Origin of the sequence: Pseudomonas sp. zjy_15 (assembly GCF_043101865.1) — a bacterium.
GTDB lineage: Bacteria > Pseudomonadota > Gammaproteobacteria > Pseudomonadales > Pseudomonadaceae > Aquipseudomonas > Aquipseudomonas putida_Y.
Window position 1 is genome coordinate 108,668 of the sequence record NZ_JBICII010000108.1, and the last position, 24,277, is coordinate 132,944.

A 24,277-nucleotide genomic window follows, 5' to 3' on the forward strand; every position below is an offset into this window, starting at 1 on the left:
AGCCGGCTGGTTCATGCGCAACGTTTTGTCTTAGTGTCCTGTGGGCCAGAACGGCGACAGGCATGGTCGCCAGGCAACCGGATCAGTATCCTAGCACCTCCTGGCCTGCCGACGCTAAACCCAGCGGGCCGCCGAACAGGTTAAACACCGTATGAATGCTCTAGCCCGCCGCGCCGCTGGCCTGTTGCTCGGCACGCTCTGCCTGCCGCTCGCGGCCTTCGCCGCCGATGTGCAACCCACCCACGAATTCATCCTCGACAATGGCCTGAAGGTCGTGGTCCGCGAAGACCATCGCGCCCCGGTGGTGGTATCGCAGATCTGGTACAAGGTTGGCTCCAGCTACGAGACCCCGGGCCAGACCGGCTTGTCCCATGCGCTGGAACACATGATGTTCAAGGGCAGCGCAAAGGTCGGCCCCGGCGAGGCTTCGCGCATTCTGCGTGACCTCGGCGCCGATGAAAACGCCTTCACCAGCGACGATTACACCGCCTATTACCAAGTGCTGGCCCGTGACCGCCTGCCGGTAGCGCTGGAGCTGGAGGCCGATCGCCTTGCCAGCCTGCGTCTGCCTGCCGACGAGTTCAGCCGCGAAATCGAGGTCATCAAGGAAGAACGCCGCCTGCGCACCGACGACAAGCCCAATGCCAAGGCATTCGAGCTGTTCCGCGCCATGGCCTACCCGGCCAGCGGCTACCACACGCCGACCATTGGCTGGATGGCCGACCTGGAGCGTATGAAGGTCGAGGAACTTCGCCATTGGTACGAGTCCTGGTACGCCCCCAACAACGCCACCCTGGTGGTGGTCGGTGATGTCACCGCCGACGAGGTCAAGGGCCTGGCGCAGAAGTATTTCGGCAATATTCCCAAACGCGCCGTGCCGCCAGCCAAGCTGCCTCTGGAACTGGCCGAACCAGGTTGGCGCCAGTTGACCCTGCACGTACGCACCCAACTGCCAAGCCTGATCTACGGCTTCAACGTGCCCGGCTTGCCCACCGCCAAGGACCCACGTACGGTGCATGCCCTGCGCCTGATCTCGGCACTGCTCGACGGTGGCTACAGCGCCCGCATGCCGGCCCGCCTGGAGCGTGGCCAGGAACTGGTCGCCGGCGCTTCGTCCAGCTACAACGCCTTCACCCGCGGCGACAGCCTGTTCCTGATCTCGGCGACGCCGAATGTGCAGAAGCAGAAAACCCTCGCCGACGTCGAGAAAGGCATCTGGCAGCTGCTTGACGAACTCAAGAGCACGCCACCCAGCGCCGAAGAGCTGGAACGCGTACGCGCCCAGGTCATCGCCGGCCTCGTCTACGACCGCGACTCCATCAGCAGCCAGGCCACCACCATCGGCCAGCTGGAAACCGTCGGCCTGTCCTGGAAGCTGATCGACAGCGAACTGGACGAGCTCAAGCGCGTCACCCCGCAGGACATCCAGAACGCCGCGCGCACCTACTTCACCCGCGAACGCCTGAGCGTTGCCCATGTACTGCCCGAGGAGTCCGCTCATGAGTGATCGCCGCGCACCACGCCCAACCCTGCTGGCCACGGGCATTCGTGCCCTGGCGCTGGCAGCTGTGCTGGCCGCTCCGGCCATGGCCGACAACGCTGCCAAGGCCGACAGCAGCGCAGCCCGCCCGGCCAACACCTTGCAATCGCTGGCCGAACTGAATGGCAAGGCACCCAGCCGGCGTCAGTTGAACATCCAGCACTGGAACACCGCCGAGGGTGCCCGGGTGCTGTTCGTCGAGGCTCGCGAACTGCCCATGTTCGACCTGCGTGTCACCTTCGCCGCCGGCAGCAGCCAGGATGGCGGCACGCCAGGCCTGGCCGCCCTGACCAACGCCATGCTCAACGAGGGCGTGGCCGGCAAGGACGTCACCGCCATCGCCGAGGGCTTCGAAGGCCTGGGTGCAGACTTTGGCAACGGCTCCTACCGCGACATGGCCGTCGCATCGCTGCGCAGCCTCAGTGCCAAGGACAAGCGCGAACCGGCCCTCAAACTGTTTACAGAGGTGGCGGGCAAGCCGACATTCCCCGAGGATGCCCTCAAGCGCATCAAGAACCAGATGCTGGCTGGCTTCGAGTATGAGAAGCAAAACCCCGGCAAGATCGCCGGCAAGGCCCTTTTCGGCAAGCTCTATGGCGACCACCCCTACGCCCACCCAAGCGACGGCACCGCCGAGAGCATCACGGGCATCAGCCTTGCGCAGTTGCGCGCGTTCCACGCAAAGGCCTATACCGGCGGCAATGCGGTAATCGCCCTGGTCGGCGACCTCAGCCGTGCAGAGGCCGAAGCCATCGCCGCACAGGTGTCTGCCGGCCTGCCCAAGGGCCCTGCGCTGGCCGCACCGGCCCAACCCACAGACGCCAAGGCCGGCCTGACCCACATCGACTTCCCGTCCAAGCAGACCCACCTGATGCTGGCCGAACTGGGGATCGACCGCCAGGACCCGGACTGGCCAGCCCTGTCCATGGGCAACCAGATCCTTGGCGGTGGCGCCTTCGGTACCCGGCTGATGAGCGAGGTGCGAGAGAAGCGCGGCCTGACCTACGGCGTTTACTCGGCATTCAGCCCGATGCAGGTGCGCGGCCCGTTCATGATCAACCTGCAGACCCGTGCCGAGCTTAGCGAAGGCACGCTCAAGCTGGTGCAAGGCATTCTCGCCGACTACCTGAAGACGGGCCCGACCCAACAGGAGCTGGACGATGCCAAGCGCGAGCTGGCCGGCAGCTTCCCGCTGTCCAATGCCAGCAACGCCAGCATCGTCGGCCAACTGGGCGCGATCGGCTTCTACAACTTGCCGCTGACCTGGCTGGAGGACTTCATGCAACAGTCCCAGGCCCTTACCGTCGAACAGGTCAAGGCAGCCATGAACAAACACCTGTCAGCCGATAAACTGGTGATCGTCACCGTTGGCCCGAAAGTGCCACAAAAACCGCTGCCAGCACCCACTGACAAGCCCTCCGAGCAACCGCTCGGGGTACCGGAGCACTAATGCCAAGATCCACCCCTCCCGCCCGCCCGCAAGCGGGCCAAAGCAAGGGCCAGGGCCACCTGCGCATCATCGCCGGCGAGTGGCGCAGCCGCCGCCTGGCGGTGCCGGAAGGCGAAGGCCTGCGGCCAACGCCTGACCGCGTACGGGAAACCGTATTCAACTGGCTGGCCCCCTACATCGAGGGTGCCCGCGTGCTGGACGCCTTCACCGGCAGTGGCGCCCTGGTGCTCGAAGCCCTGTCCCGTGGGGCCGAGGACGCCGTGGCGCTGGATAGCAACCCTGCGGCCATCGCCAACCTGAAGAACAACCTCGAAATCCTGCGCTGTCCCCGCGGGCAAATTCTGCAGACCGACGCCCTGCGCTACCTGCAAGGCCCGGCCAAGCAGCAGTTCGATGTCGTGTTCCTCGACCCGCCGTTCCACCAGGACCTGTTGGCCAACACCTGCAACATGCTGGAGCAGAACCAGTGGCTGAGCGAGCAGGCATGGGTCTACACCGAAAGCGAAGCGGCACCCTCGACCTTGCAGTTGCCAGGCAACTGGCGCCTGCACCGCGAGAAGAAGACCGGCCAGGTGCACTACGCACTCTGGCAGCGGGGCTGATTACCCGCCGGGTGGGGTGTACGCAGTGACCACACCCCACCTGCGCCATGGTTGAAGCTGCACCTTCACTTCCACCAATAGCGCAGGTACTGGGGCGCTGTTTCGTGGCAAGCTAGAACGGCACATCATGAGTCGCCTAGCATGCCCAGCCACAACGCCACATTCCGTCCGGCCATCGGCCTGTCCAATCCCCACCTGCAGACCCTGTGGGGGCCACTCTGGCGCAAGCTGCCTGAGCTGCAGCGTGACCGTGAGCGACTGTGGCTGGCCGACGGCGACTTCATCGACCTGGACTGGCACGGCCCGCACCAACCCCATGCACCACTGGTACTGGTGCTGCATGGGCTGACCGGCTCGTCTCACTCGCCTTACGTGAAAGGCTTGCAGCAAGCGCTGCAAAGCCGCGGCTGGGCCAGCGTGGCAGTGAACTGGCGTGGTTGTTCAGGCGAACCCAACCTGTTGCCGCGCAGCTACCACTCCGGCGCCAGCGAAGACCTGGCGGAAATTGTCAGCCATCTTCGCGCCCAGCGCCCGCTGGCACCGCTGTACGCAGTGGGTTATTCGCTGGGTGGCAATGTACTGTTGAAGTACCTGGGTGAGAGCGGCGTCGCCAGCCAACTGGAGGCAGCAGTTGCAGTATCGGTACCCTTTCGCCTGGACCACTGTGCCGACCGCATCGGCCAGGGCTTCTCCAAGGTGTATCAGGCGCATTTCATGCGCGAAATGCTTGCATATGTTCAGCTCAAACAGCGGCACTTCCACGCCCGGGGCCAGCACGAGCAGCTGGCGACACTGGAACGTCTGGGCCAACTCACCAACTTGCGCACATTCTGGGACTTCGACGGAAAAGTCACTGCACCGCTCAATGGCTTTCGCGATGCACACGACTACTATCGCCGCTCATCCAGCCACTTCTTCCTTGGCCAGAACCGCACACCAACGCTGATCATCCATTCCAGCGATGACCCGTTCGTGTCCAGCCACAGCCTGCCGACGGCCCGTGAACTGTCACCACAGACCCGCTTCGAACTGCATGGCCGCGGTGGGCATGTGGGCTTTGTCGATGGCAGCCTGCGAAATCCGGGGTACTACCTGGAGCGACGGATTCCGCAGTGGCTGGTGGACGGTAGCTAGCCTCAAGCTGATAGAGGCTGCGCGCGCCTACAGGGATTCAACCCGACCTGCTTACTCGCCGGTGGCCACAGCATGCTGCGGGTTGTTGATCCATTCACTCCACGACCCGGCATACAACTTGCCCAGCGGGTACCCCGCCAGCGCCATGGCAAACAGGTTATGACAAGCCGTTACCCCAGAGCCGCAGTAAGACACCAACTGCGCCGGTGCCCGCCCGGCCAGCTTTTCAGCAAAGCGCTGCTTAAGCTGATCCGCCGGCAAAAAACGCCCATCAGCCCCCAGGTTGTCGGTAAATGCCGCGCACTGGGCACCGGGAATATGCCCCGCCACCGGGTCGATCGGCTCCACTTCACCACGAAAACGCGGCAAGGCACGCGCATCGATCAAGGTCAGGTCTGTGCTACCAAGGCGCTTGCCCAGATGGTCGGCATCAATCAGCAGCTTCGCGTCCGGCTCACCACTGAAAGTGCCCTCACGTTTGGGCGGCGGGTCCAGGCTCAACGGCAGGTGCGCCGCGTGCCAGGCCTTCAGGCCACCGTCGAGAATCGCCACACCGCTGCGCTTGCCCAGCCAGACCAGCAGCCACCAGGCCCGGGCGGCAAAGGCGCCGGGGCCATCGTCGTACAGCACCACTTCGCTATCGTTGTTCAGCCCCCACTCTCGCAGGCGCTCGACCAGCCGCTGCGGATCGGGCAACGGGTGGCGCCCGGTGCGCCCCTTGCTCACCGGCCCGCTGAGGTCGCGGTCCAGGTCGGCAAAATGCGCCCCGGCAATATGCCCCTGGGCATAGCTGCGCTGGCCATAGTCCACATCCTCGAGAGCAAAACGGCAGTCGAGGATCACCAACCCGGGCGAGTCCAGTCGCTCGGCCAACTGCTGCGGGGTGATCAATTGCGCAAGGGGCATGACAATCTCCTGATCAATGGCACGAGGGCCCTGAGCTAGTGCTCCAGGGCCTGGTTGAACGGTACATGGAATTCCTCGCACAGTGCGTCCACGGCAGTGCGAGCATTGTCGGTGACGAAGCCGAGTTCCAGCACAAGCACCTGATAGACGCCGCGCTTGAAGGCTTCTTCACCCAAGTGCGCGGAATGTTCACGCGTGGTGCTGAGAAAACGTACCCATGACGTCAGCACGATCCAGGCGTTGATGGTCAGCGATTCGATCTGTGCCGGCGCCATGGCCAGGATGCCCGCCTCGACGAAGCCGCGGTAGATCGCCTGGCCCTGGCGCAGGCAGCGCTCGGAAAATCGCCGGTAACGGGCGGCCAGTTCGGCATCGCTGTCCAGCAGATGCTCCAGGTCACGGTGCAGGAAGCGGTAGTTCCACATCGCCGCCAGCAAGGCCTTGAGGTAGAAGCGCTTGTCTTCCACGGTTGCCGCGCGGCCCTGTGGCGGGCGCAGAAAGCTGTCCACCAGCGCTTCGTACTGGCTGAACAACAGGGCAATGATCGCCTGCTTGTTGGGGAAGTGGTAATACAGGTTGCCGGGCGAGATTTCCATGTGCGCGGCGATGTGGTTGGTACTGACGCTGCGTTCGCCCTGCTGGTTGAACAGCTCCAGGCTGTTCTGCACGATGCGCTCTCGGGTCTTCATGCGCGGGGCCATGCTCAGCTCCCAGTCTGCGGGCCTTCATCAAAGGTTTATCTTACGGCTTATTACAGGTGGAATGCACCGTTGAACGGCCTGTAAAAATTCGCACCATGGTACAAATTAGAGTATAGGCTCTAGGCAACCCCTGCCCGGACTCGACACCGCCATGAACTCGTCCAGTGCCTTGCCCTCTGTGCAATCCGACCTCGACCTCGCGACGGCGTTCGCGGCCCAACGCCTGGCCTTTGCCGGTAACCCGCTGCCACCGTTGGCGCAGCGGCGGCAGTGGCTGAAAAGCCTGCGTGAAGCCTTGCTGAGCAGCCAGGCAGAACTGATCGACGCCATCAGCCAGGATTTTGCCGGGCGCAGTGCGGACGAGACCTTGCTGGCCGAGCTGCTACCGTCAGTACAGGGCCTGCGCCACGCCGAAAAGCACTTGCAACGCTGGATGCGCAGCAGCCGACGCCGCGTCGGCCTGGCGTTCCAGCCGGCCAGCGCACAGGTGCGCTATCAACCCTTGGGCGTGGTCGGCATCATCGTACCGTGGAACTACCCGCTGTTCCTCGCCATCGGCCCGTTGACCTGCGCCCTGGCCGCCGGCAACCGGGTCATGCTCAAGCTTAGCGAGGCCACGCCCGCGACGGGCCTGGCCCTGCAGCAACTGCTCGAGCGCGTGTTCCCCACAGACCTGGTCAGCGTTGTGCTCGGTGAGGTCGAGGTGGGCCAGGCCTTCGCCCGCCTGCCCTTCGACCACCTGCTGTTCACCGGTGCCACCAGCGTGGGCCGCCAGGTGATGCAGGCTGCCGCACACAACCTGACCCCGGTCACCCTGGAGCTGGGTGGCAAGTCCCCCGCTATTGTTTCTGCCGATGTGCCGCTGGACAGCGCCGCCGAGCGCATCGCCTTCGGCAAGACCCTCAACGCCGGCCAGACCTGCGTCGCCCCCGACTACGTACTGGTGCCGCGCGAACGGCTGCCCGCCTTCAGCGACGCCTACCAGCGCGCCGTGCACCGACTGTACCCGCGCATCGCCGACAACCCCGACTACACCGCCATCATCAACCCGCGCCAGTTGCAGCGCTTGCAGCACCTGCTGGACGATGCCCGCGCCAAAGGCGCGCAAGTACTCGACTTGTACCCAGGCGAAGCCCCTCAGGGCCGGCGCATGCCGCCACACTTGCTGCTGGACGTGAACGACAGCATGCAGGTGATGCAGGACGAAATCTTCGGCCCGCTACTACCGCTAGTGCCTTATGACGGCATCGACCAGGCCTTGGCCTACATCAACCAGCGCCCGCGCCCATTGGCGCTGTACTTCTTTGGCTATGACCGCCGCACCCAGGAGCATGTGCTGCGTCACACCCACTCCGGTGGTGTGTGCCTGAACGACACCTTGCTGCATGTCGCCCAGGACGATCTGCCCTTCGGTGGCATCGGCCCTTCAGGCATGGGCCACTACCATGGTCACGACGGTTTCCTGACCTTCAGCAAGGCCAAGGCGGTACTTGCCAAGCAACGTTTCAACGCCGCACGGCTGATTTACCCGCCTTATGGCAAAGCCTTGCAGCGCCTGGTCTACAAATTGTTCATCCGCTGAGGGCCGCGCCATGCACCGCCGCGAACTGCTGCGCTTCAGCCTCGGCGCCAGTGCTTTTCTGGCTGGCGCCAGCCTGGTGGGGTGCAGCGCGCAAACCGCCGCGACCGGCTATCAGGTACTCCGTGACGACGACCTGCCCCTGCTGCGTGCGCTGATCCCGGTGGTCCTGGCCGGTACACAGGCCACCGATGCGCCGGTGTTGCGCAGCCTCGACAACAAGCTGGCGGCGTTGTCGCCGGAAATGCTCAAGCTCACCCGGCAATTGTTCGACGTGCTCAGCCTGCCGCTGACTCGCGGCCCGCTGACCGGCGTCTGGGGCAGCTGGGGCCAAGCTGGCGCCACACAGGTCACGGCGTTCCTGCAGCGTTGGCAGGACAGCTCGCTGAACCTGCTACGCATGGGGCACGCCTCGTTGCTGCAACTGCTGCAAATGGCCTGGTACGAACGCCCCGAATCCTGGGCAGACTGCGGTTACCCGGGCCCACCAAAAATCTGAAAACAACAAGAGCATCGCCAATGCCTGTCCCCGACCCGTTTCGCCAAGGCCTCGAACGCGGCTGGATCACCCGCGACGCCTCGCGCCTGGAGCACGACCTGTTTCTGGAGGCCGACATCGCCGTGATCGGCAGTGGTGCCGGCGGCGCCACCAGCGCACAGGTGCTCAGCGCAGCCGGTTTCAAGGTGCTGCTGATCGAAGAAGGCCCACTGAAGACCAGCAGCGATTTTCACCTGCTGGAGAATGAAGCTTACGCCAGCCTTTACCAGGAAGGCCTGGGGCGCATGAGCAAGGATGGCGCCATTACCATCCTGCAGGGCCGTGCCGTGGGGGGCACCACGCTGGTGAACTGGACCTCGAGCTTTCGCACCCCGCCGCAAACCCTGGCGCACTGGGCCTCGGTCCACGGCGTGAACGGTTTGGGCGAGGATGAACTACGCCCCTGGTTCGAACGCATGGAGCAGGAACTGGGTATCAGCCCCTGGGCCTTGCCGCCGAATGCCAACAACGATGTGCTGCGTCGGGGCTGCGAACAGCTGGGCTACCGCTGGGGGGTGATCCCGCGCAACGTGCGCGGCTGCTGGAACCTGGGCTACTGCGGCATGGGTTGCCCGGTGAATGCCAAACAATCGATGCTGGTGACCCGTATACCTGCCACCCTCGAGCAAGGCGGCGAGCTGCTGTACCTGGCACGGGCCGAGCGCTTCACCCACAACGGCGAACGCATTCAGAGCCTGACATGCCAGGCCCTGGACGCCCAAGGCATACACCCAACCGGCAGGCAGGTCAGCGTGCGGGCACGCCATTACCTCCTGGCCGGTGGCGGTATCAACAGCCCGGCCCTGCTGCTGCGCTCTGCCGCGCCCGACCCACATGGCCGCCTGGGCAAGCGGACCTTCCTGCACCTGGTCAACTTCAGTGCGGCGCGCTTCAGCGAGCGTATCGACCCCTACTATGGCGCCCCGCAGTCGATCTACAGCGACCATTTCCAGTGGCAAGGGGGCGCAGACGGTCCGGTTGGCTACAAGCTGGAAGTACCGCCGCTGCATCCGGCCCTGGCCAGCACCCTGCTGGGCGGGCACGGCCACGAGAATGCCCGGCGCATGGCCGAGCTGCCCCATACCCATGTGATGCTGGCGCTGCTACGCGATGGTTTTCACCCCGAAAGCCAGGGTGGGACCGTGGATCTGCGCGGCGATGGTTCACCCGTGCTCGATTACCCGGTCACCGACTACCTGCGTGACGGCTTGCGGCGCGCCTACCGGAGCATGGCACAAGTCCAGTTTGCCGCTGGCGCCACCCAGGTAACCCCGGTGCACAGCGACGCCAGCGCCGCATCAGGCCTGGAGCAGGCCCTGACCATGATCGACAGGCTGCGCCTGGAGCTCTTCCGCACGCGCTTGGGCAGCGCCCATGTGATGGGCGGCTGCGCCCTCGGCGAAGACCCGCGCCAGGCGGTGTGCGACAGCCTGGGCCGCCATCACCAGCTGGAAAACCTGTCGATTCACGACGGCTCGCTGTTCCCCACCAGCATCGGCGCCAACCCGCAATTGTCGGTGTATGCCATCAGCGCCAGGCTCAGTGAAGCACTGGCCACCCGCCTGGCACACAGCGCATGACAACGAATATGACCCCTGTCTATAGTGCCATCAGTCGGCCGCATGACTTGGCCGGGGCGCCGTCGCTGCGCTACCATCCGACTCCCCAACGCACTCCAGCCAGGATGACGCGATGAACCGAGTGTTGTACCCGGGTACTTTCGACCCCATTACCAAAGGCCATGGCGATCTGGTCGAGCGCGCTTCGCGGCTATTCGACCACGTGATCATCGCGGTGGCGGCCAGCCCCAAGAAAAACCCGTTGTTCCCGCTGGAACAACGGGTTGAGCTCGCCCGTGAGGTCACCAAGCACCTGCCCAATGTCGAAGTCATCGGCTTCTCTTCCCTGTTGGCGCATTTCGCCAAGGAACAGGGTGCCAACGTCTTCCTGCGTGGCCTGCGTGCGGTGTCCGACTTCGAGTACGAGTTCCAGCTGGCGAACATGAACCGGCAACTGGCCCCCGATGTCGAGAGCCTGTTCCTGACGCCGTCGGAGCGTTATTCGTTCATTTCCTCGACCTTGGTCCGGGAGATTGCAGCGCTGGGCGGTGATATCAGCAAGTTCGTCCACCCGGTGGTAGCCGACGCGCTGACTGAACGCTTCAAGAAGCAAGCCTGACGCCTGATTGTCGCGCCCGCGTGCACTGCGGGCGCGAATGCGGCACAATTGTGCCCATTGCGTTGAACATGCCCGGGCTGTGAGCCCCGGCCGGAGCCCCCATGTCCCTGATCATCACCGACGATTGCATCAATTGCGACGTCTGCGAACCCGAGTGCCCGAACGAGGCTATCTCCCAAGGCGAAGAGATCTACGTGATCGACCCTAACCTGTGCACCCAGTGCGTAGGCCATTACGACGAGCCGCAGTGCCAGCAGGTCTGCCCGGTCGACTGCATCCCGCTGGATGAAGCGCACCCGGAAACCGAAGAACAGCTGATGGCCAAGTATCGCCGGATCACTGGCAAGGGCTGATCACTGCCCTTCTCTGCACGGTCCCTGTGGGAGCGGGCATGCCCGCTCCCACAGTTACCGCGCCAACGTTCAGGTTTCGCTTCAACAGGTTCGCAGCGAACGTTTCATCGCTGGCAACGCGGGCAGTACACGCTCGCCCTCTGCCCCAGCTTCACCTCGCGCAACTCAGTGCCGCATACCTTGCACGGCTGCCCGCCACGCCCGTACACAAACAGTTCCTGCTGGAAGTACCCCGGCTGCCCGTCGCCACCGATGAAGTCACGCAGGGTGGTACCGCCCTGCTCGATCGCCGCCGCCAGCACCCGCTTGATCTCGGTCGCCAGCTTCAGGTAGCGCGCCCGGGAAATCCCGCCCGCCTCCCGGCGTGGGTCGATACCGGCAGCAAACAGCGCCTCGGTGGCGTAGATGTTGCCCACTCCCACCACCACCGCGTTGTCCATGATGAACGGCTTGACCGCCATCGACCGCCCGCGGGACAGCTGGAACAGCCGCTCACCATCGAACAGGTCGGTCAGCGGCTCAGGCCCCAGGCGCAGCAGTAGCTCATGGTTCAGAGGGTCCAGGCTCCACAGCATGGCACCAAAGCGGCGTGGGTCGGTGTAGCGCAGCATCAGCCCGGACTCCAGTTCGATGTCGACATGCTCATGCTTGGCCGCCGGCAAGCCCAGCTCGACCAGCCGCAGGTTGCCCGACATGCCCAAGTGGCTGATCAGCGTCCCCACTTCGGCATTGATCAACAGGTACTTGGCGCGTCGCTCCACGCTGACGATGCGCTGCCCTGACAGACGCACATCGAGGTCTTCCGGAATCGGCCAGCGCAGGCGTCGGTCGCGTACCACCACACGGCTGACGCGCTGACCTTCCAGGTGTGGCGCAATACCGCGCCGGGTGGTTTCTACTTCTGGCAATTCCGGCATGTGTCAGTGTCCGCCCAACTCGCGAATGTTCTGCTTGAGGTTTTCGAAATCGTATTCCGACAAGCCAATGTAATCGAGCACCAACGGGCCGACCGCATTCCATTCGTGGTCCACCGACTGGTTGCCCAGCACCCGGTAGGACGCGCAGATATGCTCGGCCATCTTCAGCACCGCCAGCAGGTTTTTCAGCTGGCTCTGGGTGTTGCGCGAGGTATCGTCGCGGAACACGGCCAAGGCATTGTGGTGGTTGGCGATGGCCGCACTGAGGTGTTCGGGCAAGCGCCAGGATTTGGCTGTGAAGTAGCCAACCACTGAATGGTTGGTGTTGAACGCTCGGTTTTCGGTATCGACCACGCGTGTTTCTTCATCGGCCTTGGCGTATGCCTCTTCCAGCACGTCCATGTAAGTGGGGAAGCGCTTGAGCATCAACGGCACGCCACAGTCATGGAAGAGGCCAAGGGTATAGGCCTCGTCCGCCGCCTGAATGCCGGTTCGCTTGGCCAGCGTCAGGCAGGTCATCGCCACGTCCTGGGCGGTATCCCAGAAGCGGTTGAGGGTAACGATGGTCTCGTCGCTCATCTCACCCTTGATCGACTGGGCGTTGATCAGGTTGATGATCGAACGGCTACCCAGCAGGTTCACCGCACGCTGGATCGAACCGATCTTGTTGGACAAGCCGAAGTGCGGAGAGTTGACCAGCTTGAGCAAGGCGCCAGAGAGGCCCGGGTCCTGGGAAATCAGCTTGGCGATGGTTTCCAGGTCCGGGTCAGGCATGTACTGCTCGAACTGCAGATCGACCATGATCTGCGGTTGAGGCGGGATGGTGATGCCTTGCAAGGCTTGCTGGATCTGTTCGGCGCTGAGTTCTTGGGACATACGTGCACACTCGTTTAGGACGCGGCATTTTAACCCTCTAAGCGCCCCCGGTTACCACTCCTCTAAAGGCGAAAGCACCGCAGACACGTTATAATCCCGCTCTTTTTCCCGGAGCGACGTCATGTCCCTGCCCAGCCTTCGCCTCAAAGCCAATGCCGACCGCCGCCTGCGCGCCGGCCACCTGTGGGTCTACAGCAACGAAGTCGATGTCAGCGCGACCCCTTTGCAAGGCTTCCAGGCGGGTCAGCAGGCCATTCTCGAGGCAGCCAACGGCAAGCCGCTGGGCATCGTCGCGCTGAGCCCTAACAACCTGATCTGCGCCCGCCTGCTGTCACGCGACATCAAGCTGCCGCTGGACAAGTCGCTGCTGGTACACCGCCTGAACGTCGCCCTGTCGCTGCGCGAGCGCCTGTTCGACCAGCCGTGCTACCGCCTGGTCTACGGTGACTCCGACCTGCTCCCAGGCCTGGTGGTCGACCGCTTCTTCGATATCCTCGTGGTGCAGCTGGCCTCGGCCACCATGGAAGCGCACAAGGATGACGTGATCGCCGCACTGGTGCAGGTGCTCAAGCCCAGCGGCATCCTGTTCAAGAACGATTCCGCCGCGCGCGACGCCGAAGGCCTGCAGCGCTATGTCGAGACCGTCTACGGCGAAGTGCCGGACTGGGTGCCGCTGGAAGAGAACGGCGTCAAGTTCGAGGCCCCGGTGCGCGAAGGCCAGAAGACGGGCTGGTTCTACGACCACCGCATGAACCGGGCCCGCCTGGCGCCATACGTGAAGGGCAAGCGTGTACTCGACCTGTTCAGCTACATCGGCGGCTGGGGCGTGCAGGCCGGTGCCTTTGGCGCCAGCGAAGTGTTCTGTGTCGATGCCTCGGGCTTTGCCCTGGACGGCGTGGAGCGTAATGCTGCACTGAACGGCATCAGCGAGAAGCTGACCTGCATCGAAGGCGACGTGTTCGAAGCCCTGCGCGAGCTGAAGGCGGCCGAAGAACGCTTCGACGTGATCATTGCCGACCCACCTGCCTTCATCAAGCGCAAAAAAGACCTGAAAAACGGCGAAGCGGCCTACCGCCGCCTGAACGAACAGGCCATGCGCATGTTGAACAAAGACGGCATCCTCGTCAGCGCCTCGTGCTCGATGCATCTGCCCGAGGACGATCTGAACAACATCCTGCTGACCAGCGCCCGCCACCTGGACCGCAACATGCAGTTGCTCGAGCGAGGCGGTCAGGGCCCGGATCACCCGGTACACCCGGCCATCGCCGAAACCCGCTACATCAAAAGCATCACCTGCCGGTTACTGCCGAACAGCTGAAATCTGCCAAAAAGGGCCGCCCAGCGGCCCTTTCCTGCCGCAATCCCCCCGCCAACCATCCACATCTGCATTCCCTCACCGCGCCAGCGGTGTAGAATCGGCCTATTCATCGCCAGTCATCCCCGGCGGGTTTATGAGCTCTGGTCAAGCACGCGGCGATCCCGCGCCGTCTTGGCCCCATCCGTGCCAGTGGCAACCGGCCTGCGGCGCAAAGGACAAGAGAAGCTCACTCCCCTATTTGTGACCTGATTAAGCCGCCAGGAGTGTTTCATGCCTGATTATCGTTCCAAGACTTCCACCCAAGGCCGCAACATGGCCGGCGCCCGCGCCCTGTGGCGCGCCACCGGGATGAAGGACGAAGACTTCAAGAAACCGATCATTGCCATCGCCAACTCGTTCACCCAGTTCGTCCCGGGCCATGTGCACCTGAAGGACCTGGGCCAGCTGGTGGCTCGCGAAATCGAACGCGCCGGTGGCGTGGCCAAGGAATTCAACACCATCGCGGTCGATGACGGCATCGCCATGGGCCACGACGGCATGCTGTACTCGCTGCCAAGCCGCGAAATCATTGCCGACGCCGTGGAATACATGGTCAATGCGCACTGCGCTGACGCCATCGTCTGCATCTCCAACTGCGACAAGATCACCCCCGGCATGCTGATGGCCGCCCTGCGCCTGAACATCCCGGTGATCTTCGTTTCCGGCGGCCCGATGGAAGCCGGCAAGACCAAGCTGGCCAGCCACGGCCTGGACCTGGTCGATGCCATGGTCATCGCAGCCGACTCCACGGCCTCCGACGAGAAAGTCGCAGAATACGAGCGCAGCGCCTGCCCGACCTGCGGTTCGTGCTCCGGCATGTTCACCGCCAACTCGATGAACTGCCTGACCGAAGCCCTGGGCCTGGCCCTGCCGGGCAACGGTTCGACCCTGGCCACCCACTCTGACCGCGAGCAGCTGTTCCTCACGGCCGGCCGCACCATCGTCGAGCTGTGCAAACGCTACTACGGCGAGAATGACGAGTCGGTCCTGCCACGCAGCATCGCCAACTTCAAAGCGTTCGAAAACGCCATGATGCTGGACATCGCCATGGGCGGTTCGACCAACACCATCCTGCACCTGCTGGCAGCAGCACAAGAAGGTGAAGTGGCGTTCGACCTGCGCGACATCGACCGCCTGTCACGCAAAGTGCCGCAGCTGTGCAAAGTGGCGCCGAACATCCAGAAGTACCACATGGAAGACGTCCACCGCGCCGGCGGCATCTTCAGCATCCTCGGTTCGCTGGCCCGTGGCGGCCTGCTGCACACCGACCTGCCGACCGTGCACAGCCGCAGCATGGAAGAAGCCATCGCCAAATGGGACATCACCCAGACCGATGACGAAGCCGTGCACACCTTCTTCAAGGCTGGCCCTGCCGGTATCCCGACCCAGACCGCATTCAGCCAGTCGACCCGTTGGGAAACCCTCGACGACGACCGTGAAAACGGCTGCATCCGCAGCTTCGAACACGCCTACTCGCAAGAGGGCGGCCTGGCCGTGCTGTACGGCAACATCGCACTGGATGGCTGCGTGGTCAAAACGGCCGGTGTGGACGAATCGATCCACGTGTTCGAGGGCACCGCGAAGATCTTCGAAAGCCAGGACAGCGCCGTGCGCGGCATCCTCGCCGACGAGGTGAAAGCCGGCGACATCGTCATCATCCGCTACGAAGGCCCGAAAGGCGGCCCGGGCATGCAAGAAATGCTCTACCCGACCTCGTACCTCAAGTCCAAAGGCCTGGGCAAGGCCTGCGCCCTGCTCACCGACGGTCGCTTCTCGGGCGGTACCTCGGGCCTGTCGATCGGCCACGCCTCGCCAGAGGCCGCGGCGGGCGGCGCCATCGGCCTGGTGCGCGACGGCGACAAGGTACTGATCGACATCCCTAACCGTTCGATCAACCTGCTGGTCAGCGATGAAGAGCTGGCGGAACGCCGTGTCGAACAGGACAAGAAGGGCTGGAAGCCAGCCGAGGTCCGTCCACGCAAGGTGACCACGGCGCTCAAGGCCTATGCCCTGCTGGCCACCAGTGCCGACAAGGGTGCGGTGCGTAACAAGGCAATGCTCGAAGGGCTGTAAGGGCTTTTCTGGCATTGGCACAACCGGCGTCTCGTACGCCGGTTTTTTTTGCCTGTGGATAAAGGCCGGATCAAAGCTCTCCCTTCGCGACACATTGGCGTAATTGCGCCAGCAGCAGGGCAGCCGAGCGCTTCGGTGTCGCCGCCGACGTCAGCACGAACTGCGCTTGAGGCAAGGCTGGCAACGTCGACACCTCCACCAGGCCGGCAGCCAGAGCAGAAGATCGCGTGACAGGCGTTACCCCAAGCCCGCCACTTACGGCGGTCATCAGCCCGCCGACACTTGGGCTCTGGCAAACGATGCGCCATTGCCGCCCGGCGCGTACCAAGGCCTCGATAGCTGCGGCCCGATAAGGGCATTGATCAGAAAATACCGCCAAGGGCACAGGCGTGGTGACCTCATCGCTGCCCAGCGCAATCGGCCCTCTCGCCCACACCAATGGTTCGGACCAAAGCACCTCGCCACGTTCTTCATCGCTGCAGCGGCTGCCCAATACGATATCCAGCCCACCCGAGTGGACGAGCGAGAGCAACTCCCCAGTCAGGCCGACGGTCAGGGACACCTCTGCATCGGGATGTGCCACCGAAAAACGACGCATGCAGTCGATGATCGGGGCTTTCACCATTTCCTCGCTCAACCCCACGTACACCGTGCCTGACACCCGCCGACCTGCCCCAAGGCTTGCGCGGGCATCATCGTGCAGCGCCAGGATGGTGCGGGCATAGCCTGCCAACCGAGCGCCTGCGGGTGTCAGGCTGACCGAGCGGGTCGTACGCTCCAGCAATTTTTGTCCGGCTTCGCGTTCAAGCCGCCGAATATGAGCGCTGATCGCCGACTGCGTTAGGTGCAGCCTCTGCGCAGCACGGGTGAAACCACCGGTGTCGGCAACGGCAAGCAAGCTCCGCAAAAGCACAGTATCGAACACAGATTCATCACCTATCTCACTCAATCTCGCGAGCATACGTCATTTCTATAATGAATCGCCCTGAATCAGACTGACCACCGAACGCCTGGGCGCTCAAGCGCCGGGCAAGGCTTATCAACACTACTTGGGAGAAGCCCCGTGGTTGAACGTATCTTGTATGTCTGCGCCTCACCCAGAGGAGAGCGGTCCGTTTCCGCTCAGATTACCGACGTGTTCCTGGCGGCATTGGCCGAGCGCAAAGCGGTGGAAATCGATCACTTGAATCCTTGGGAATGTGAACTGCCTGAGGTAGATGGCGCCTTGCTCGCGGCGAAGTACGCGGGGCTTGCCGATGCCCCGCTGTCAACCACACAGGCAGCTGCATGGGACCGGATCAAGGCCCTCGCTCAACGGTTCCACCGGGCGGATACCTTGGTGTTCAGCGTACCGCTGTGGAATTTCGGTATTCCGTACAAGCTCAAGCACCTGATCGACGCGATTTCGCACAAAGACGTGCTGTTCACCTTCGATGAGCAAGGATTGAACGGCATGCTTGGCGGGCGTCGAGCGATTGCCATCTACACCCGTGGTTTGGGCTACGGGCCCGGCTCACAGACACCCGACCAGGTGTTTGGCCTGGAGAAAACCTTCATCGACACATGGTTTCGCTTCGTTGGGATTAACCAGGCGCACAGTTTAGTGGTCGAACAGACCCTCGGCCCTGAGGGCGCCAGGATCCGTGAACGTGCCATTGAACAAGTGACCCTGCTGGCGCAGACCATTGACCAGAAAGCGGCCCAGACCCTCATTGTGGGCCGCGATGGTTGATATTCCCGTTACTGGATCTGCTCCGGCGTGACGATCACCCAGTTCTTGTCGGCCGTCACCGGCAACCCTTCCTTGGCCTGCGCCGCCGCATTTTTGGCAATCATCCCGTTGAGCTGGTCCATGTACTTGGCCTTGCGGTTTATCCACAGGTGGATACCGCCTTTGCCCACATCCACACCGTGGAACTGCATGTAGCCATCGCTGGTCGGCGTGTCGCCGCCCACCAGCACCGGTTTCTTCCATTCATCGATGTAGGTAAGGATCGCCGCCTGCTTGCCCGCCATCCAGGTGGCCGGAGTCCACAGGTAGGGGGTCAGCTCCAGGCCCTCGTTAGCCTTGGCATCGTAGTGCCCGGCGCTGATCTGCTTGCGCGCAGTGGTCAGCTGGCCGCTGGCGCGGTCCTTGAGCAGCAGGCTCACGCCAATCACGTTCTGGGGTTTCACGTTGTATCCATACTTGGGGTCCGAGGCGACCATGCGTACCAGCTCTTCGGAGGCAGCCGAAACCACATAGACCTCGATGCCATTCTCCATCAGCTTGTTGTACAGCTCGGCCTGGCCCTTGAAGACCTTGGGCGGCTGAACCTCGATGGCCTTGACCTGGTCGCCTTCGTAATAGGTGCTGGGGATCGGCTTGGTCGAGGCCATCAGCTCATCCACCTGCGCCTTCAGCTGCTTGAGGGTAAAACCGGAGAACACCTGGGCTACCCACGGGTAGCAGACCATGTCATCGATTTCACACAGCCGGTAGTAGTAACTGAACAGGCTTTCCTTGTGCTCGGCAGTGTCCTTGAACGGCATCAGCTTCAGCGAAGGGTCGAGCTTGTCGCGGCTTAGCAGCCCCTTGTTTTCCATGAACGGAAGCAAGGCTTCTTCCAGGTCATAGCGGTAACTGGTGTTGTCCATGTCGAACACCGCGTAGTTACCCTTGTTGGCATTGGCGGCGATCATGCTGTCGAGCTGCTTGGCTGCGTCGGCAGGCCAGTGTTTGAGCTCGGTGGCGAAGGTTTCGATACTGAACAGCAGGGACAGGCCGATGGCGGCGGCTTTCACAGCGACTTTCATGTACGAATCTCCTGAAATGACCCAGAAACGCTAGTGCAACAATCCCCACTGCAAACCCTCGATAACGACCCCCAGGCAACTGTAAACGCCTTGTTCATTGCAATTTGCGACACCTCGTTATTCCATAAACGACTATGTAAATTCCATTTGGGTATAAATTCGTTTGTTTTCAGGCTGTTAGCATTTCCGTTCGCAATCGCTCACAGAGGCGATGCCACTTCTGCTTTTTTCTGCTGGAGCTTCAATGAACCTGCCGCTGTCACTCAACCTGCTGGCGTTCCTGGCCCTGTTGCTGGGCCTGGCACAAACCCGCCGCACCGACTGGAGCCTGGCCAAGAAGGTACTGCTTGGCCTGGTGCTGGGCGTGGTCTTCGGCCTTGTGCTGCATACGATCTATGGCGCAGGCCACCCCGTGCTCAAGGCAACCATCGCCTGGCTCGATCTGGTCGGCAACGGCTATGTCGGCCTGTTACAAATGATCGTCATGCCGCTGATCTTCGCCTCGATCCTCAGTGCCGTGGCACGTTTGCACAATGCCTCTTCGCTGGGCCGCATCAGCGTGCTGAGCATCGGCACCCTGCTGCTGACCACTGCCATTGCTGCCCTGATCGGCATTGTGTTGACCAACCTGTTCGGCCTCAGCGCCGAGGGCCTGGTGGCCGGCGTCCAGGAAAGCGCACGCATGCAGGTTATCCACAGTGACTACGCGGGCAAGGTCGCCGACCTCAACATCCCGCAACTGCTGCTGTCGTTCATCCCCAGCAACCCGGTAGGCGACCTGGCGCGGGCCAAGCCGACCTCGATCATCAGCGTGGTGATCTTTGCGGTGTTCCTCGGCCTGGCCGCGCTGCAGTTGATCAAGGACGACGCGGAGAAGGGCGAGCGCGCCCTGTCGGCCATCGACACCCTGCAGGCGTGGGTGATGCGCCTGGTGCGGATCGTGATGAAGCTGACCCCCTATGGCGTGCTGGCGTTGATGACCAAAGTCGTGGCCAGCTCCAACACGGAGGACATCCTCAAGCTGGGCAGCTTCGTGGTGGTGTCGTACCTGGGCCTGGGGTTGATGTTCGTGGTGCACGGCATGATCCTCGCCGCCACCGGCGTGAGCCCGCTGCGCTTCTTCCGCAAGGTGTGGCCGGTGCTGACCTTCGCCTTCACCAGCCGCTCCAGCGCCGCCAGCATTCCGCTGAACATCGAGGCACAAACCCGCCGTCTGGGGGTGCCGCAATCAATCGCCAGCTTCAGCGCATCGTTCGGCACCACCATTGGCCAGAACGGCTGTGCCGGGCTCTACCCGGCCATGCTGGCGGTGATGGTTGCGCCAGCGGTAGGCATCGACACCTTCGACCCGCTGTGGATCGCCACCCTGGTGGCCATCGTCACGCTGAGCTCGGCAGGCGTTGCCGGCGTGGGCGGCGGTGCCACCTTCGCCGCGCTGATCGTGCTGCCAGCCATGGGCTTGCCGGTGGAGTTGGTGGCGCTGCTGATTTCGGTGGAGCCGCTGATCGACATGGGCCGTACGGCGTTGAACGTGAACGGTTCGATGACGGCGGGCGTTGTCACCAGCCAGCTGTTGAAAGAGACGGACAAGGAAGTGCTGGCCGGTGATGAACATGCCGAGCTGAGCCACACCTGACAGATCGCCGGGGCGCAATGCGCCCCTTTCGCGACAAGACCGCTCGTGTCTTGCTCAAAATCTGAACACCCTGCTGTCCCCCGTAGGAGCGGGTTCACCCGCGAAAGGGCCAGGCCTGCTGGCCAATTTTCACCAGCCGTTCGCCGTTGCCGCCGCTATCGTATTCGCGGGTAAACCCGCTCCTACAGGGTGGTGGATACACATCGGGGGTTGGACACAGGCCGTTGTAGGAGCGGGTTCACCCGCGAAGGGCTGCAAAGCAGCCCCAACATCTCAACCCTTATCCCAAACCTCGAAGTGATACACCGGCTTACCTTCCTCAGCCCGTGCCTCGCTAGAAGTCAGCCTCCACTGCCCTTCATCAAACGCCGGGAACCACGCATCCCCCTCTGGCGCCAACTCAACCCGCGTCAGGTACATGCGACTGACCAGCCCCTTCTCCAGCGCCTGCCCATACAGCTGCGCGCCCCCAATCAGCATCAGCTCACCGACGCCCTGCTCGCGCGCCCACTGCTCGGCCCGCACCAACGCCTCTTCAAGCGAGGCGAACACTTCGGCACCCGCCAGTTCAAGCCCCGGCTGGCGGCTGACCACGATGTTCAGCCGCCCAGGCAGCGGCCGCCCCAGCGAGTCCCAGGTCTTGCGCCCCATGATGATCGGCTTGCCCAGGGTGGTGGCCTTGAAGTATTTGAAGTCCCCCGGCAAATGCCAGGGCATGGAGTTGTCGATGCCGATCACGCGGTTCTCGGCATAAGCCGCGATCAGGCTGAGGGGGAGTGATGTATTCATGCCGGCGAGGATAGCACCGGGCGTGTGGGTTATGCTTCTGCCTTGACCTGTGCAATGGAAGACCTTGTGACTGCACCCACGCCACTGGACAAGCGCTGGCTCACCGAAGCGGTACGCCTGCGCGAAGAACATGCCGGCCCGCTGGAAGACCAGGAAGCCAACCGCCACGCCCGCCAGCTAGGTGGCGACCTGGCCACGCGCATCGAAACACGTGCGCTGTTCCTGGCCGAGCGCGATGGCATGACCGGCGCCCTGCGCCATTGGAAGCAGGGCGCGCGCCTGGCGCTGCTGGCCCTGCTGCTGATGGCCGTGCTCAGCGGCGCAGGCCTGGGGCTGGCCGCCCTCGGTGACGGGCAGCGCCCGGTGAATGTGTTCTGGGCGCTGGGCAGCCTGCTCGGGCTGAACCTGCTGATGCTGCTGGGCTGGGGCATGGGTTTTGCCCTGAGCGGCGAGCATGGCGCAGGGCTGGGCCGCTTGTGGCTGTGGCTAAGCGAACGCTTTGCCCGCGATGCCAAGGCCGCGCACCTGGCGCCAGCGCTGCTGGTGCTGCTGCAACGTCAACGCCTCAACCGGTGGCTGCTCGGCCTGTTGGTACATGGCCTTTGGCTGTTGGCGATGCTTACCGCACTGGGCATGCTGCTGGCCTTGCTGGCGACCCGGCGCTATGGCTTTGTCTGGGAAACCACCTTGCTCGCCGCCGACCCGTTCATTCACCTGACCCAAGCGCTGGGCGCCCTGCCCTCGTTGCTGGGCTTCGCCGTGCCCGACGAAGCCATGATCCGCGCCAGCGGCGACAGCCTGCCGGCACTGGACATGGCACGCCAGGCCTGGGCCAGCTGGCTGCTCGGCGTAGTGCTGGTATACGGCCTGCTGCCCCGCCTGCTGCTGGCCGGGTTGTGCCTGTGGCGCTGGCGCCAGGGCCGTGAACGCCTGATGCTAGACCTGGGCCTGCCCGGCTACACGCAACTGCGCGAAGCACTGATGCCGCGCAGCGAGCGCATCGGCGTGCAGGATGCAGCCCCGGAAGCCTTGCCGCAGTTTGCCGCCGGGCAGCTGGAAAGCGGCAGCAGCGGTGCCCTGCTGGTGGGCCTGGAGCTGGACGACCAGCGCCCTTGGCCACCCGCCCTGCCAAAAAGCGTGACCGATGCCGGCGTGCTCGACAGCCGCGAATCACGCAACCGCCTGTTGGAACAGCTCAGCCGCTTCCCACCGGCACGCCTGGCCATCGCCTGCGACCCACGCCGCTCGCCCGACCGCGGCAGCCTGGCGCTGCTCGCCGAACTGGCGCGCAATGCCGGCGCCACCCGTATCTGGCTGCTGCAGGCTGCACAAGGTCAGCCCCTCGATGCCGAGCGCCTGGGCGATTGGCACGAAGCCCTTGACCGCCTTGGCCTGCAACATGCCGACACTTCACCGCTGACCTGGCTGGAGCATGGCCATGACTGAGCCACTGAAACTGGCCGTGGTCGGCCATACCAATGTTGGCAAAACCTCGCTACTGCGCACTCTGACCCGCGACGTCGGCTTTGGCGAAGTGTCCCACCGCCCCAGCACCACCCGCCATGTGGAAGGTGCGCGACTGTCTGTGGACGGTGAACCCTTGCTGGAGCTGTACGACACGCCCGGCCTGGAAGATGCCATCGCGCTGCTGGACTACCTTGAACGTCTGGAACGCCCGGGCGAGCGCCTGGACGGCCCAGCCCGCCTGGAGCGTTTTCTGCAGGGCAGCGAAGCACGCCAACGTTTCGAGCAGGAGGCCAAGGTATTGCGCCAACTGCTGGCCAGTAATGCCGGGCTGTATGTGATCGATGCGCGCGAGCCGGTGCTGGCCAAGTACCGAGACGAACTGGAAGTACTGGCCAACTGCGGCAAGCCGTTGCTGCCGGTGCTCAACTTCGTCGCCAGCAGCCAGCACCGCGAACCGGAATGGCGTGAAGCCCTTGCCCGGCTTGGGCTTCACGCCTTGGTGCGGTTCGACAGCGTGGCCCCGCCAGAGGATGGCGAACGCCGTTTGTACGAAAGCCTGGCGCTGCTGCTGGAAAGCGCCCGCCCGGCGCTGCAACGGCTGATCGACGACCAGCAGGCGCAGCGCTTGGCACGCCGGCACAGCGGCAAGCGCCTGATCGCCGAACTGCTGCTCGATTGCGCTGCATGCCGGCGCAGTGTCGAGGCCGAACCGGCGGCAGAAGCCCGGGCCATCGAGGCGCTGCGCCAAGACATACGCCAACGTGAACAGCGTTGCGTCGAGGCCTTGCTCAAGCTGTATGCCTTCCGCCGCGAGGATGCCCATGCCAGCGACCTGCCGTTGCTGGATGGCCGCTGGGGCGATGACTTGTTCAATCCGGAGACGTTGAAACTGCTGGGCGTGCGCCTGGGCAGCGGCGTGGCGGCGGGGGCGGCAGCGGGGGCCGGGGTCGATTTGCTGGTTGGTGGCCTTACCCTCGGCGCGGCGGCGCTGGCCGGGGCGATTGCCGGCGGTGCGCTGCAGACGGCACGCAACTATGGTTCGCGGTTGATGGGAAAGCTCAAAGGCAAGCGCGAGCTGACCGTGGACGACACGGTATTGCGTCTGCTGGCCTTGCGTCAGCAGCAGTTGATGGTGGCGCTGGATAACCGCGGGCATGCCGCTCAGGACAGTATTCGCCTGGGTGAGCTGGATGAAAAGGCCTGGCGTGAGGGCAAGTTGCCGGAAGCGTTGGTCAAAGCGCGGGCGCACCCGCAGTGGTCCACCCTCAACCCTGGGGCGAAGCTGAACCAGGCTGAGCGGCAGGAGCAGTTGGAAGCGCTGGTTTCACAGATTTGAGCCAGCAGGGCCGGCCCTTTCGCGGGTAAACCCGCTCCTACGGGCGGCC

Annotated in this window: 22 protein-coding genes; 15 read left to right on the forward strand and 7 right to left on the reverse strand. The window is 63.6% G+C overall.

Annotated elements, in window-relative coordinates; translation table 11 throughout:
* Positions 1-151 precede the first annotated feature (151 nt).
* The 4 genes from ACF8EF_RS21435 (at position 152) to ACF8EF_RS21450 (ending at position 4,726) form a co-directional block, all read left to right on the forward strand.
* Positions 152-1,507: a pitrilysin family protein gene (locus tag ACF8EF_RS21435; RefSeq protein WP_176684767.1), complete on the forward strand. Its 1,356-nt coding sequence runs from the start codon at positions 152-154 to the stop codon at positions 1,505-1,507.
* A complete protein-coding gene (locus ACF8EF_RS21440; protein WP_176684766.1) occupies positions 1,500-2,990 on the forward strand; it encodes a pitrilysin family protein in 1,491 nt (496 codons plus the stop codon). The genes ACF8EF_RS21435 and ACF8EF_RS21440 overlap by 8 nt, the downstream gene beginning before the upstream one ends.
* Positions 2,990-3,592 (forward strand): 16S rRNA (guanine(966)-N(2))-methyltransferase RsmD, encoded by a 603-nt coding sequence (gene rsmD / locus ACF8EF_RS21445; RefSeq protein WP_176684765.1) that lies wholly within the window; start codon positions 2,990-2,992, stop codon positions 3,590-3,592. Before ACF8EF_RS21440 ends, rsmD begins: the two co-directional genes overlap by 1 nt.
* Before the next feature lie 141 nt (positions 3,593-3,733).
* Positions 3,734-4,726, forward strand: coding sequence for a hydrolase (locus ACF8EF_RS21450; RefSeq protein ID WP_021783650.1), 993 nt, complete (start codon positions 3,734-3,736; stop codon positions 4,724-4,726).
* 51 nt (positions 4,727-4,777) lie between these two features.
* On the opposite strand, the gene ACF8EF_RS21455 is transcribed toward ACF8EF_RS21450, so the two are convergent.
* Both ACF8EF_RS21455 and ACF8EF_RS21460 read right to left on the reverse strand, forming a co-directional pair.
* Positions 4,778-5,632, reverse strand: a complete 855-nt coding sequence (locus ACF8EF_RS21455; RefSeq protein WP_392462453.1) for a sulfurtransferase — start codon at positions 5,630-5,632, stop codon at positions 4,778-4,780.
* Between the two features lie 35 nt (positions 5,633-5,667).
* Positions 5,668-6,333, reverse strand: coding sequence for a TetR/AcrR family transcriptional regulator (locus tag ACF8EF_RS21460; RefSeq protein ID WP_176684761.1), 666 nt, complete (start codon positions 6,331-6,333; stop codon positions 5,668-5,670).
* A 151-nt stretch (positions 6,334-6,484) separates the two neighbouring features.
* Between ACF8EF_RS21460 and ACF8EF_RS21465 the strand changes: the two genes are divergently transcribed.
* The 5 genes from ACF8EF_RS21465 (at position 6,485) to ACF8EF_RS21485 (ending at position 10,981) form a co-directional block, all read left to right on the forward strand.
* Positions 6,485-7,915 carry a coniferyl aldehyde dehydrogenase gene (locus ACF8EF_RS21465; RefSeq protein ID WP_176684760.1) on the forward strand — a complete coding sequence of 477 codons (1,431 nt, stop codon included), beginning with the start codon at positions 6,485-6,487 and terminating at the stop codon, positions 7,913-7,915.
* A gap of 10 nt (positions 7,916-7,925) precedes the next feature.
* Positions 7,926-8,411: a twin-arginine translocation pathway signal protein gene (locus ACF8EF_RS21470; protein WP_176684759.1), complete on the forward strand. Its 486-nt coding sequence runs from the start codon at positions 7,926-7,928 to the stop codon at positions 8,409-8,411.
* A 20-nt stretch (positions 8,412-8,431) separates the two neighbouring features.
* Positions 8,432-10,030 carry a GMC family oxidoreductase gene (locus ACF8EF_RS21475; protein WP_176684758.1) on the forward strand — a complete coding sequence of 533 codons (1,599 nt, stop codon included), beginning with the start codon at positions 8,432-8,434 and terminating at the stop codon, positions 10,028-10,030.
* A gap of 112 nt (positions 10,031-10,142) precedes the next feature.
* Entirely contained in the window at positions 10,143-10,628 is a 486-nt protein-coding gene (coaD, locus tag ACF8EF_RS21480) for a pantetheine-phosphate adenylyltransferase (protein WP_010955660.1), read from the forward strand.
* Positions 10,629-10,729: 101 nt separating this feature from the next.
* Positions 10,730-10,981: a YfhL family 4Fe-4S dicluster ferredoxin gene (locus ACF8EF_RS21485; RefSeq protein WP_003249063.1), complete on the forward strand. Its 252-nt coding sequence runs from the start codon at positions 10,730-10,732 to the stop codon at positions 10,979-10,981.
* 104 nt (positions 10,982-11,085) lie between these two features.
* Here the strand turns inward: ACF8EF_RS21485 and mutM are convergent, their stop codons facing one another.
* Together mutM and ACF8EF_RS21495 are read right to left on the reverse strand one after the other, a co-directional pair.
* Positions 11,086-11,898 carry a bifunctional DNA-formamidopyrimidine glycosylase/DNA-(apurinic or apyrimidinic site) lyase gene (gene mutM / locus ACF8EF_RS21490; protein WP_004575471.1) on the reverse strand — a complete coding sequence of 271 codons (813 nt, stop codon included), beginning with the start codon at positions 11,896-11,898 and terminating at the stop codon, positions 11,086-11,088.
* A 3-nt stretch (positions 11,899-11,901) separates the two neighbouring features.
* Positions 11,902-12,720 (reverse strand): HDOD domain-containing protein, encoded by an 819-nt coding sequence (locus ACF8EF_RS21495; protein WP_176684827.1) that lies wholly within the window; start codon positions 12,718-12,720, stop codon positions 11,902-11,904.
* Between the two features lie 175 nt (positions 12,721-12,895).
* Here ACF8EF_RS21495 and ACF8EF_RS21500 point away from each other — a divergent pair, with 175 nt between their 5' ends.
* Positions 12,896-14,092 carry a class I SAM-dependent rRNA methyltransferase gene (locus tag ACF8EF_RS21500; RefSeq protein ID WP_004575470.1) on the forward strand — a complete coding sequence of 399 codons (1,197 nt, stop codon included), beginning with the start codon at positions 12,896-12,898 and terminating at the stop codon, positions 14,090-14,092.
* 270 nt (positions 14,093-14,362) lie between these two features.
* On the forward strand, positions 14,363-16,204 hold the full coding sequence (ilvD, locus tag ACF8EF_RS21505) for a dihydroxy-acid dehydratase (protein ID WP_003249056.1): 1,842 nt from the start codon (positions 14,363-14,365) through the stop codon (positions 16,202-16,204).
* Between the two features lie 70 nt (positions 16,205-16,274).
* Here the strand turns inward: ilvD and ACF8EF_RS21510 are convergent, their stop codons facing one another.
* Positions 16,275-17,165: a LysR family transcriptional regulator gene (locus tag ACF8EF_RS21510; protein ID WP_218115555.1), complete on the reverse strand. Its 891-nt coding sequence runs from the start codon at positions 17,163-17,165 to the stop codon at positions 16,275-16,277.
* A gap of 102 nt (positions 17,166-17,267) precedes the next feature.
* On the opposite strand from ACF8EF_RS21510, the gene ACF8EF_RS21515 reads away from it, so the two are divergent.
* Positions 17,268-17,936, forward strand: coding sequence for an NAD(P)H-dependent oxidoreductase (locus ACF8EF_RS21515; protein ID WP_176684757.1), 669 nt, complete (start codon positions 17,268-17,270; stop codon positions 17,934-17,936).
* 8 nt (positions 17,937-17,944) lie between these two features.
* On the opposite strand, the gene ACF8EF_RS21520 is transcribed toward ACF8EF_RS21515, so the two are convergent.
* The gene (locus ACF8EF_RS21520) at positions 17,945-19,000 is read right to left on the reverse strand and encodes a phosphorylcholine phosphatase (protein WP_021783642.1); all 1,056 of its coding nucleotides are present in this window, start codon (positions 18,998-19,000) and stop codon (positions 17,945-17,947) included.
* Between the two features lie 244 nt (positions 19,001-19,244).
* Between ACF8EF_RS21520 and ACF8EF_RS21525 the strand changes: the two genes are divergently transcribed.
* On the forward strand, positions 19,245-20,636 hold the full coding sequence (locus ACF8EF_RS21525) for an L-cystine transporter (protein WP_176684756.1): 1,392 nt from the start codon (positions 19,245-19,247) through the stop codon (positions 20,634-20,636).
* Between the two features lie 273 nt (positions 20,637-20,909).
* Here ACF8EF_RS21525 and ACF8EF_RS21530 read toward each other — a convergent pair whose 3' ends face one another.
* Positions 20,910-21,425: a dihydrofolate reductase gene (locus ACF8EF_RS21530; protein WP_176684755.1), complete on the reverse strand. Its 516-nt coding sequence runs from the start codon at positions 21,423-21,425 to the stop codon at positions 20,910-20,912.
* A gap of 54 nt (positions 21,426-21,479) precedes the next feature.
* Here ACF8EF_RS21530 and ACF8EF_RS21535 point away from each other — a divergent pair, with 54 nt between their 5' ends.
* Complete coding sequence (locus tag ACF8EF_RS21535) at positions 21,480-22,871, forward strand: DUF2868 domain-containing protein (RefSeq protein ID WP_176684754.1); 1,392 nt, start codon at positions 21,480-21,482, stop codon at positions 22,869-22,871.
* Positions 22,864-24,228 (forward strand): GTPase/DUF3482 domain-containing protein, encoded by a 1,365-nt coding sequence (locus ACF8EF_RS21540; RefSeq protein WP_252460127.1) that lies wholly within the window; start codon positions 22,864-22,866, stop codon positions 24,226-24,228. Before ACF8EF_RS21535 ends, ACF8EF_RS21540 begins: the two co-directional genes overlap by 8 nt.
* Positions 24,229-24,277 lie beyond the last annotated feature (49 nt).

What these genes read in the sequence shown, in the direction of transcription:
- ACF8EF_RS21435 (WP_176684767.1), top strand. Translation starts at nt 152, where the DNA reads ATGAATGCTCTAGCCCGCCGCGCCGCTGGCCTGTTGCTCGGCACGCTC.
- ACF8EF_RS21440 (WP_176684766.1), top strand. Translation starts at nt 1,500, where the DNA reads ATGAGTGATCGCCGCGCACCACGCCCAACCCTGCTGGCCACGGGCATT.
- rsmD (WP_176684765.1), top strand. Translation starts at nt 2,990, where the DNA reads ATGCCAAGATCCACCCCTCCCGCCCGCCCGCAAGCGGGCCAAAGCAAG.
- ACF8EF_RS21450 (WP_021783650.1), top strand. Translation starts at nt 3,734, where the DNA reads ATGCCCAGCCACAACGCCACATTCCGTCCGGCCATCGGCCTGTCCAAT.
- ACF8EF_RS21455 (WP_392462453.1), bottom strand. Translation starts at nt 5,632, where the DNA reads ATGCCCCTTGCGCAATTGATCACCCCGCAGCAGTTGGCCGAGCGACTG.
- ACF8EF_RS21460 (WP_176684761.1), bottom strand. Translation starts at nt 6,333, where the DNA reads ATGGCCCCGCGCATGAAGACCCGAGAGCGCATCGTGCAGAACAGCCTG.
- ACF8EF_RS21465 (WP_176684760.1), top strand. Translation starts at nt 6,485, where the DNA reads ATGAACTCGTCCAGTGCCTTGCCCTCTGTGCAATCCGACCTCGACCTC.
- ACF8EF_RS21470 (WP_176684759.1), top strand. Translation starts at nt 7,926, where the DNA reads ATGCACCGCCGCGAACTGCTGCGCTTCAGCCTCGGCGCCAGTGCTTTT.
- ACF8EF_RS21475 (WP_176684758.1), top strand. Translation starts at nt 8,432, where the DNA reads ATGCCTGTCCCCGACCCGTTTCGCCAAGGCCTCGAACGCGGCTGGATC.
- coaD (WP_010955660.1), top strand. Translation starts at nt 10,143, where the DNA reads ATGAACCGAGTGTTGTACCCGGGTACTTTCGACCCCATTACCAAAGGC.
- ACF8EF_RS21485 (WP_003249063.1), top strand. Translation starts at nt 10,730, where the DNA reads ATGTCCCTGATCATCACCGACGATTGCATCAATTGCGACGTCTGCGAA.
- mutM (WP_004575471.1), bottom strand. Translation starts at nt 11,898, where the DNA reads ATGCCGGAATTGCCAGAAGTAGAAACCACCCGGCGCGGTATTGCGCCA.
- ACF8EF_RS21500 (WP_004575470.1), top strand. Translation starts at nt 12,896, where the DNA reads ATGTCCCTGCCCAGCCTTCGCCTCAAAGCCAATGCCGACCGCCGCCTG.
- ilvD (WP_003249056.1), top strand. Translation starts at nt 14,363, where the DNA reads ATGCCTGATTATCGTTCCAAGACTTCCACCCAAGGCCGCAACATGGCC.
- ACF8EF_RS21510 (WP_218115555.1), bottom strand. Translation starts at nt 17,165, where the DNA reads ATGCTCGCGAGATTGAGTGAGATAGGTGATGAATCTGTGTTCGATACT.
- ACF8EF_RS21520 (WP_021783642.1), bottom strand. Translation starts at nt 19,000, where the DNA reads ATGAAAGTCGCTGTGAAAGCCGCCGCCATCGGCCTGTCCCTGCTGTTC.
- ACF8EF_RS21525 (WP_176684756.1), top strand. Translation starts at nt 19,245, where the DNA reads ATGAACCTGCCGCTGTCACTCAACCTGCTGGCGTTCCTGGCCCTGTTG.
- ACF8EF_RS21530 (WP_176684755.1), bottom strand. Translation starts at nt 21,425, where the DNA reads ATGAATACATCACTCCCCCTCAGCCTGATCGCGGCTTATGCCGAGAAC.
- ACF8EF_RS21535 (WP_176684754.1), top strand. Translation starts at nt 21,480, where the DNA reads ATGGAAGACCTTGTGACTGCACCCACGCCACTGGACAAGCGCTGGCTC.
- ACF8EF_RS21540 (WP_252460127.1), top strand. Translation starts at nt 22,864, where the DNA reads ATGACTGAGCCACTGAAACTGGCCGTGGTCGGCCATACCAATGTTGGC.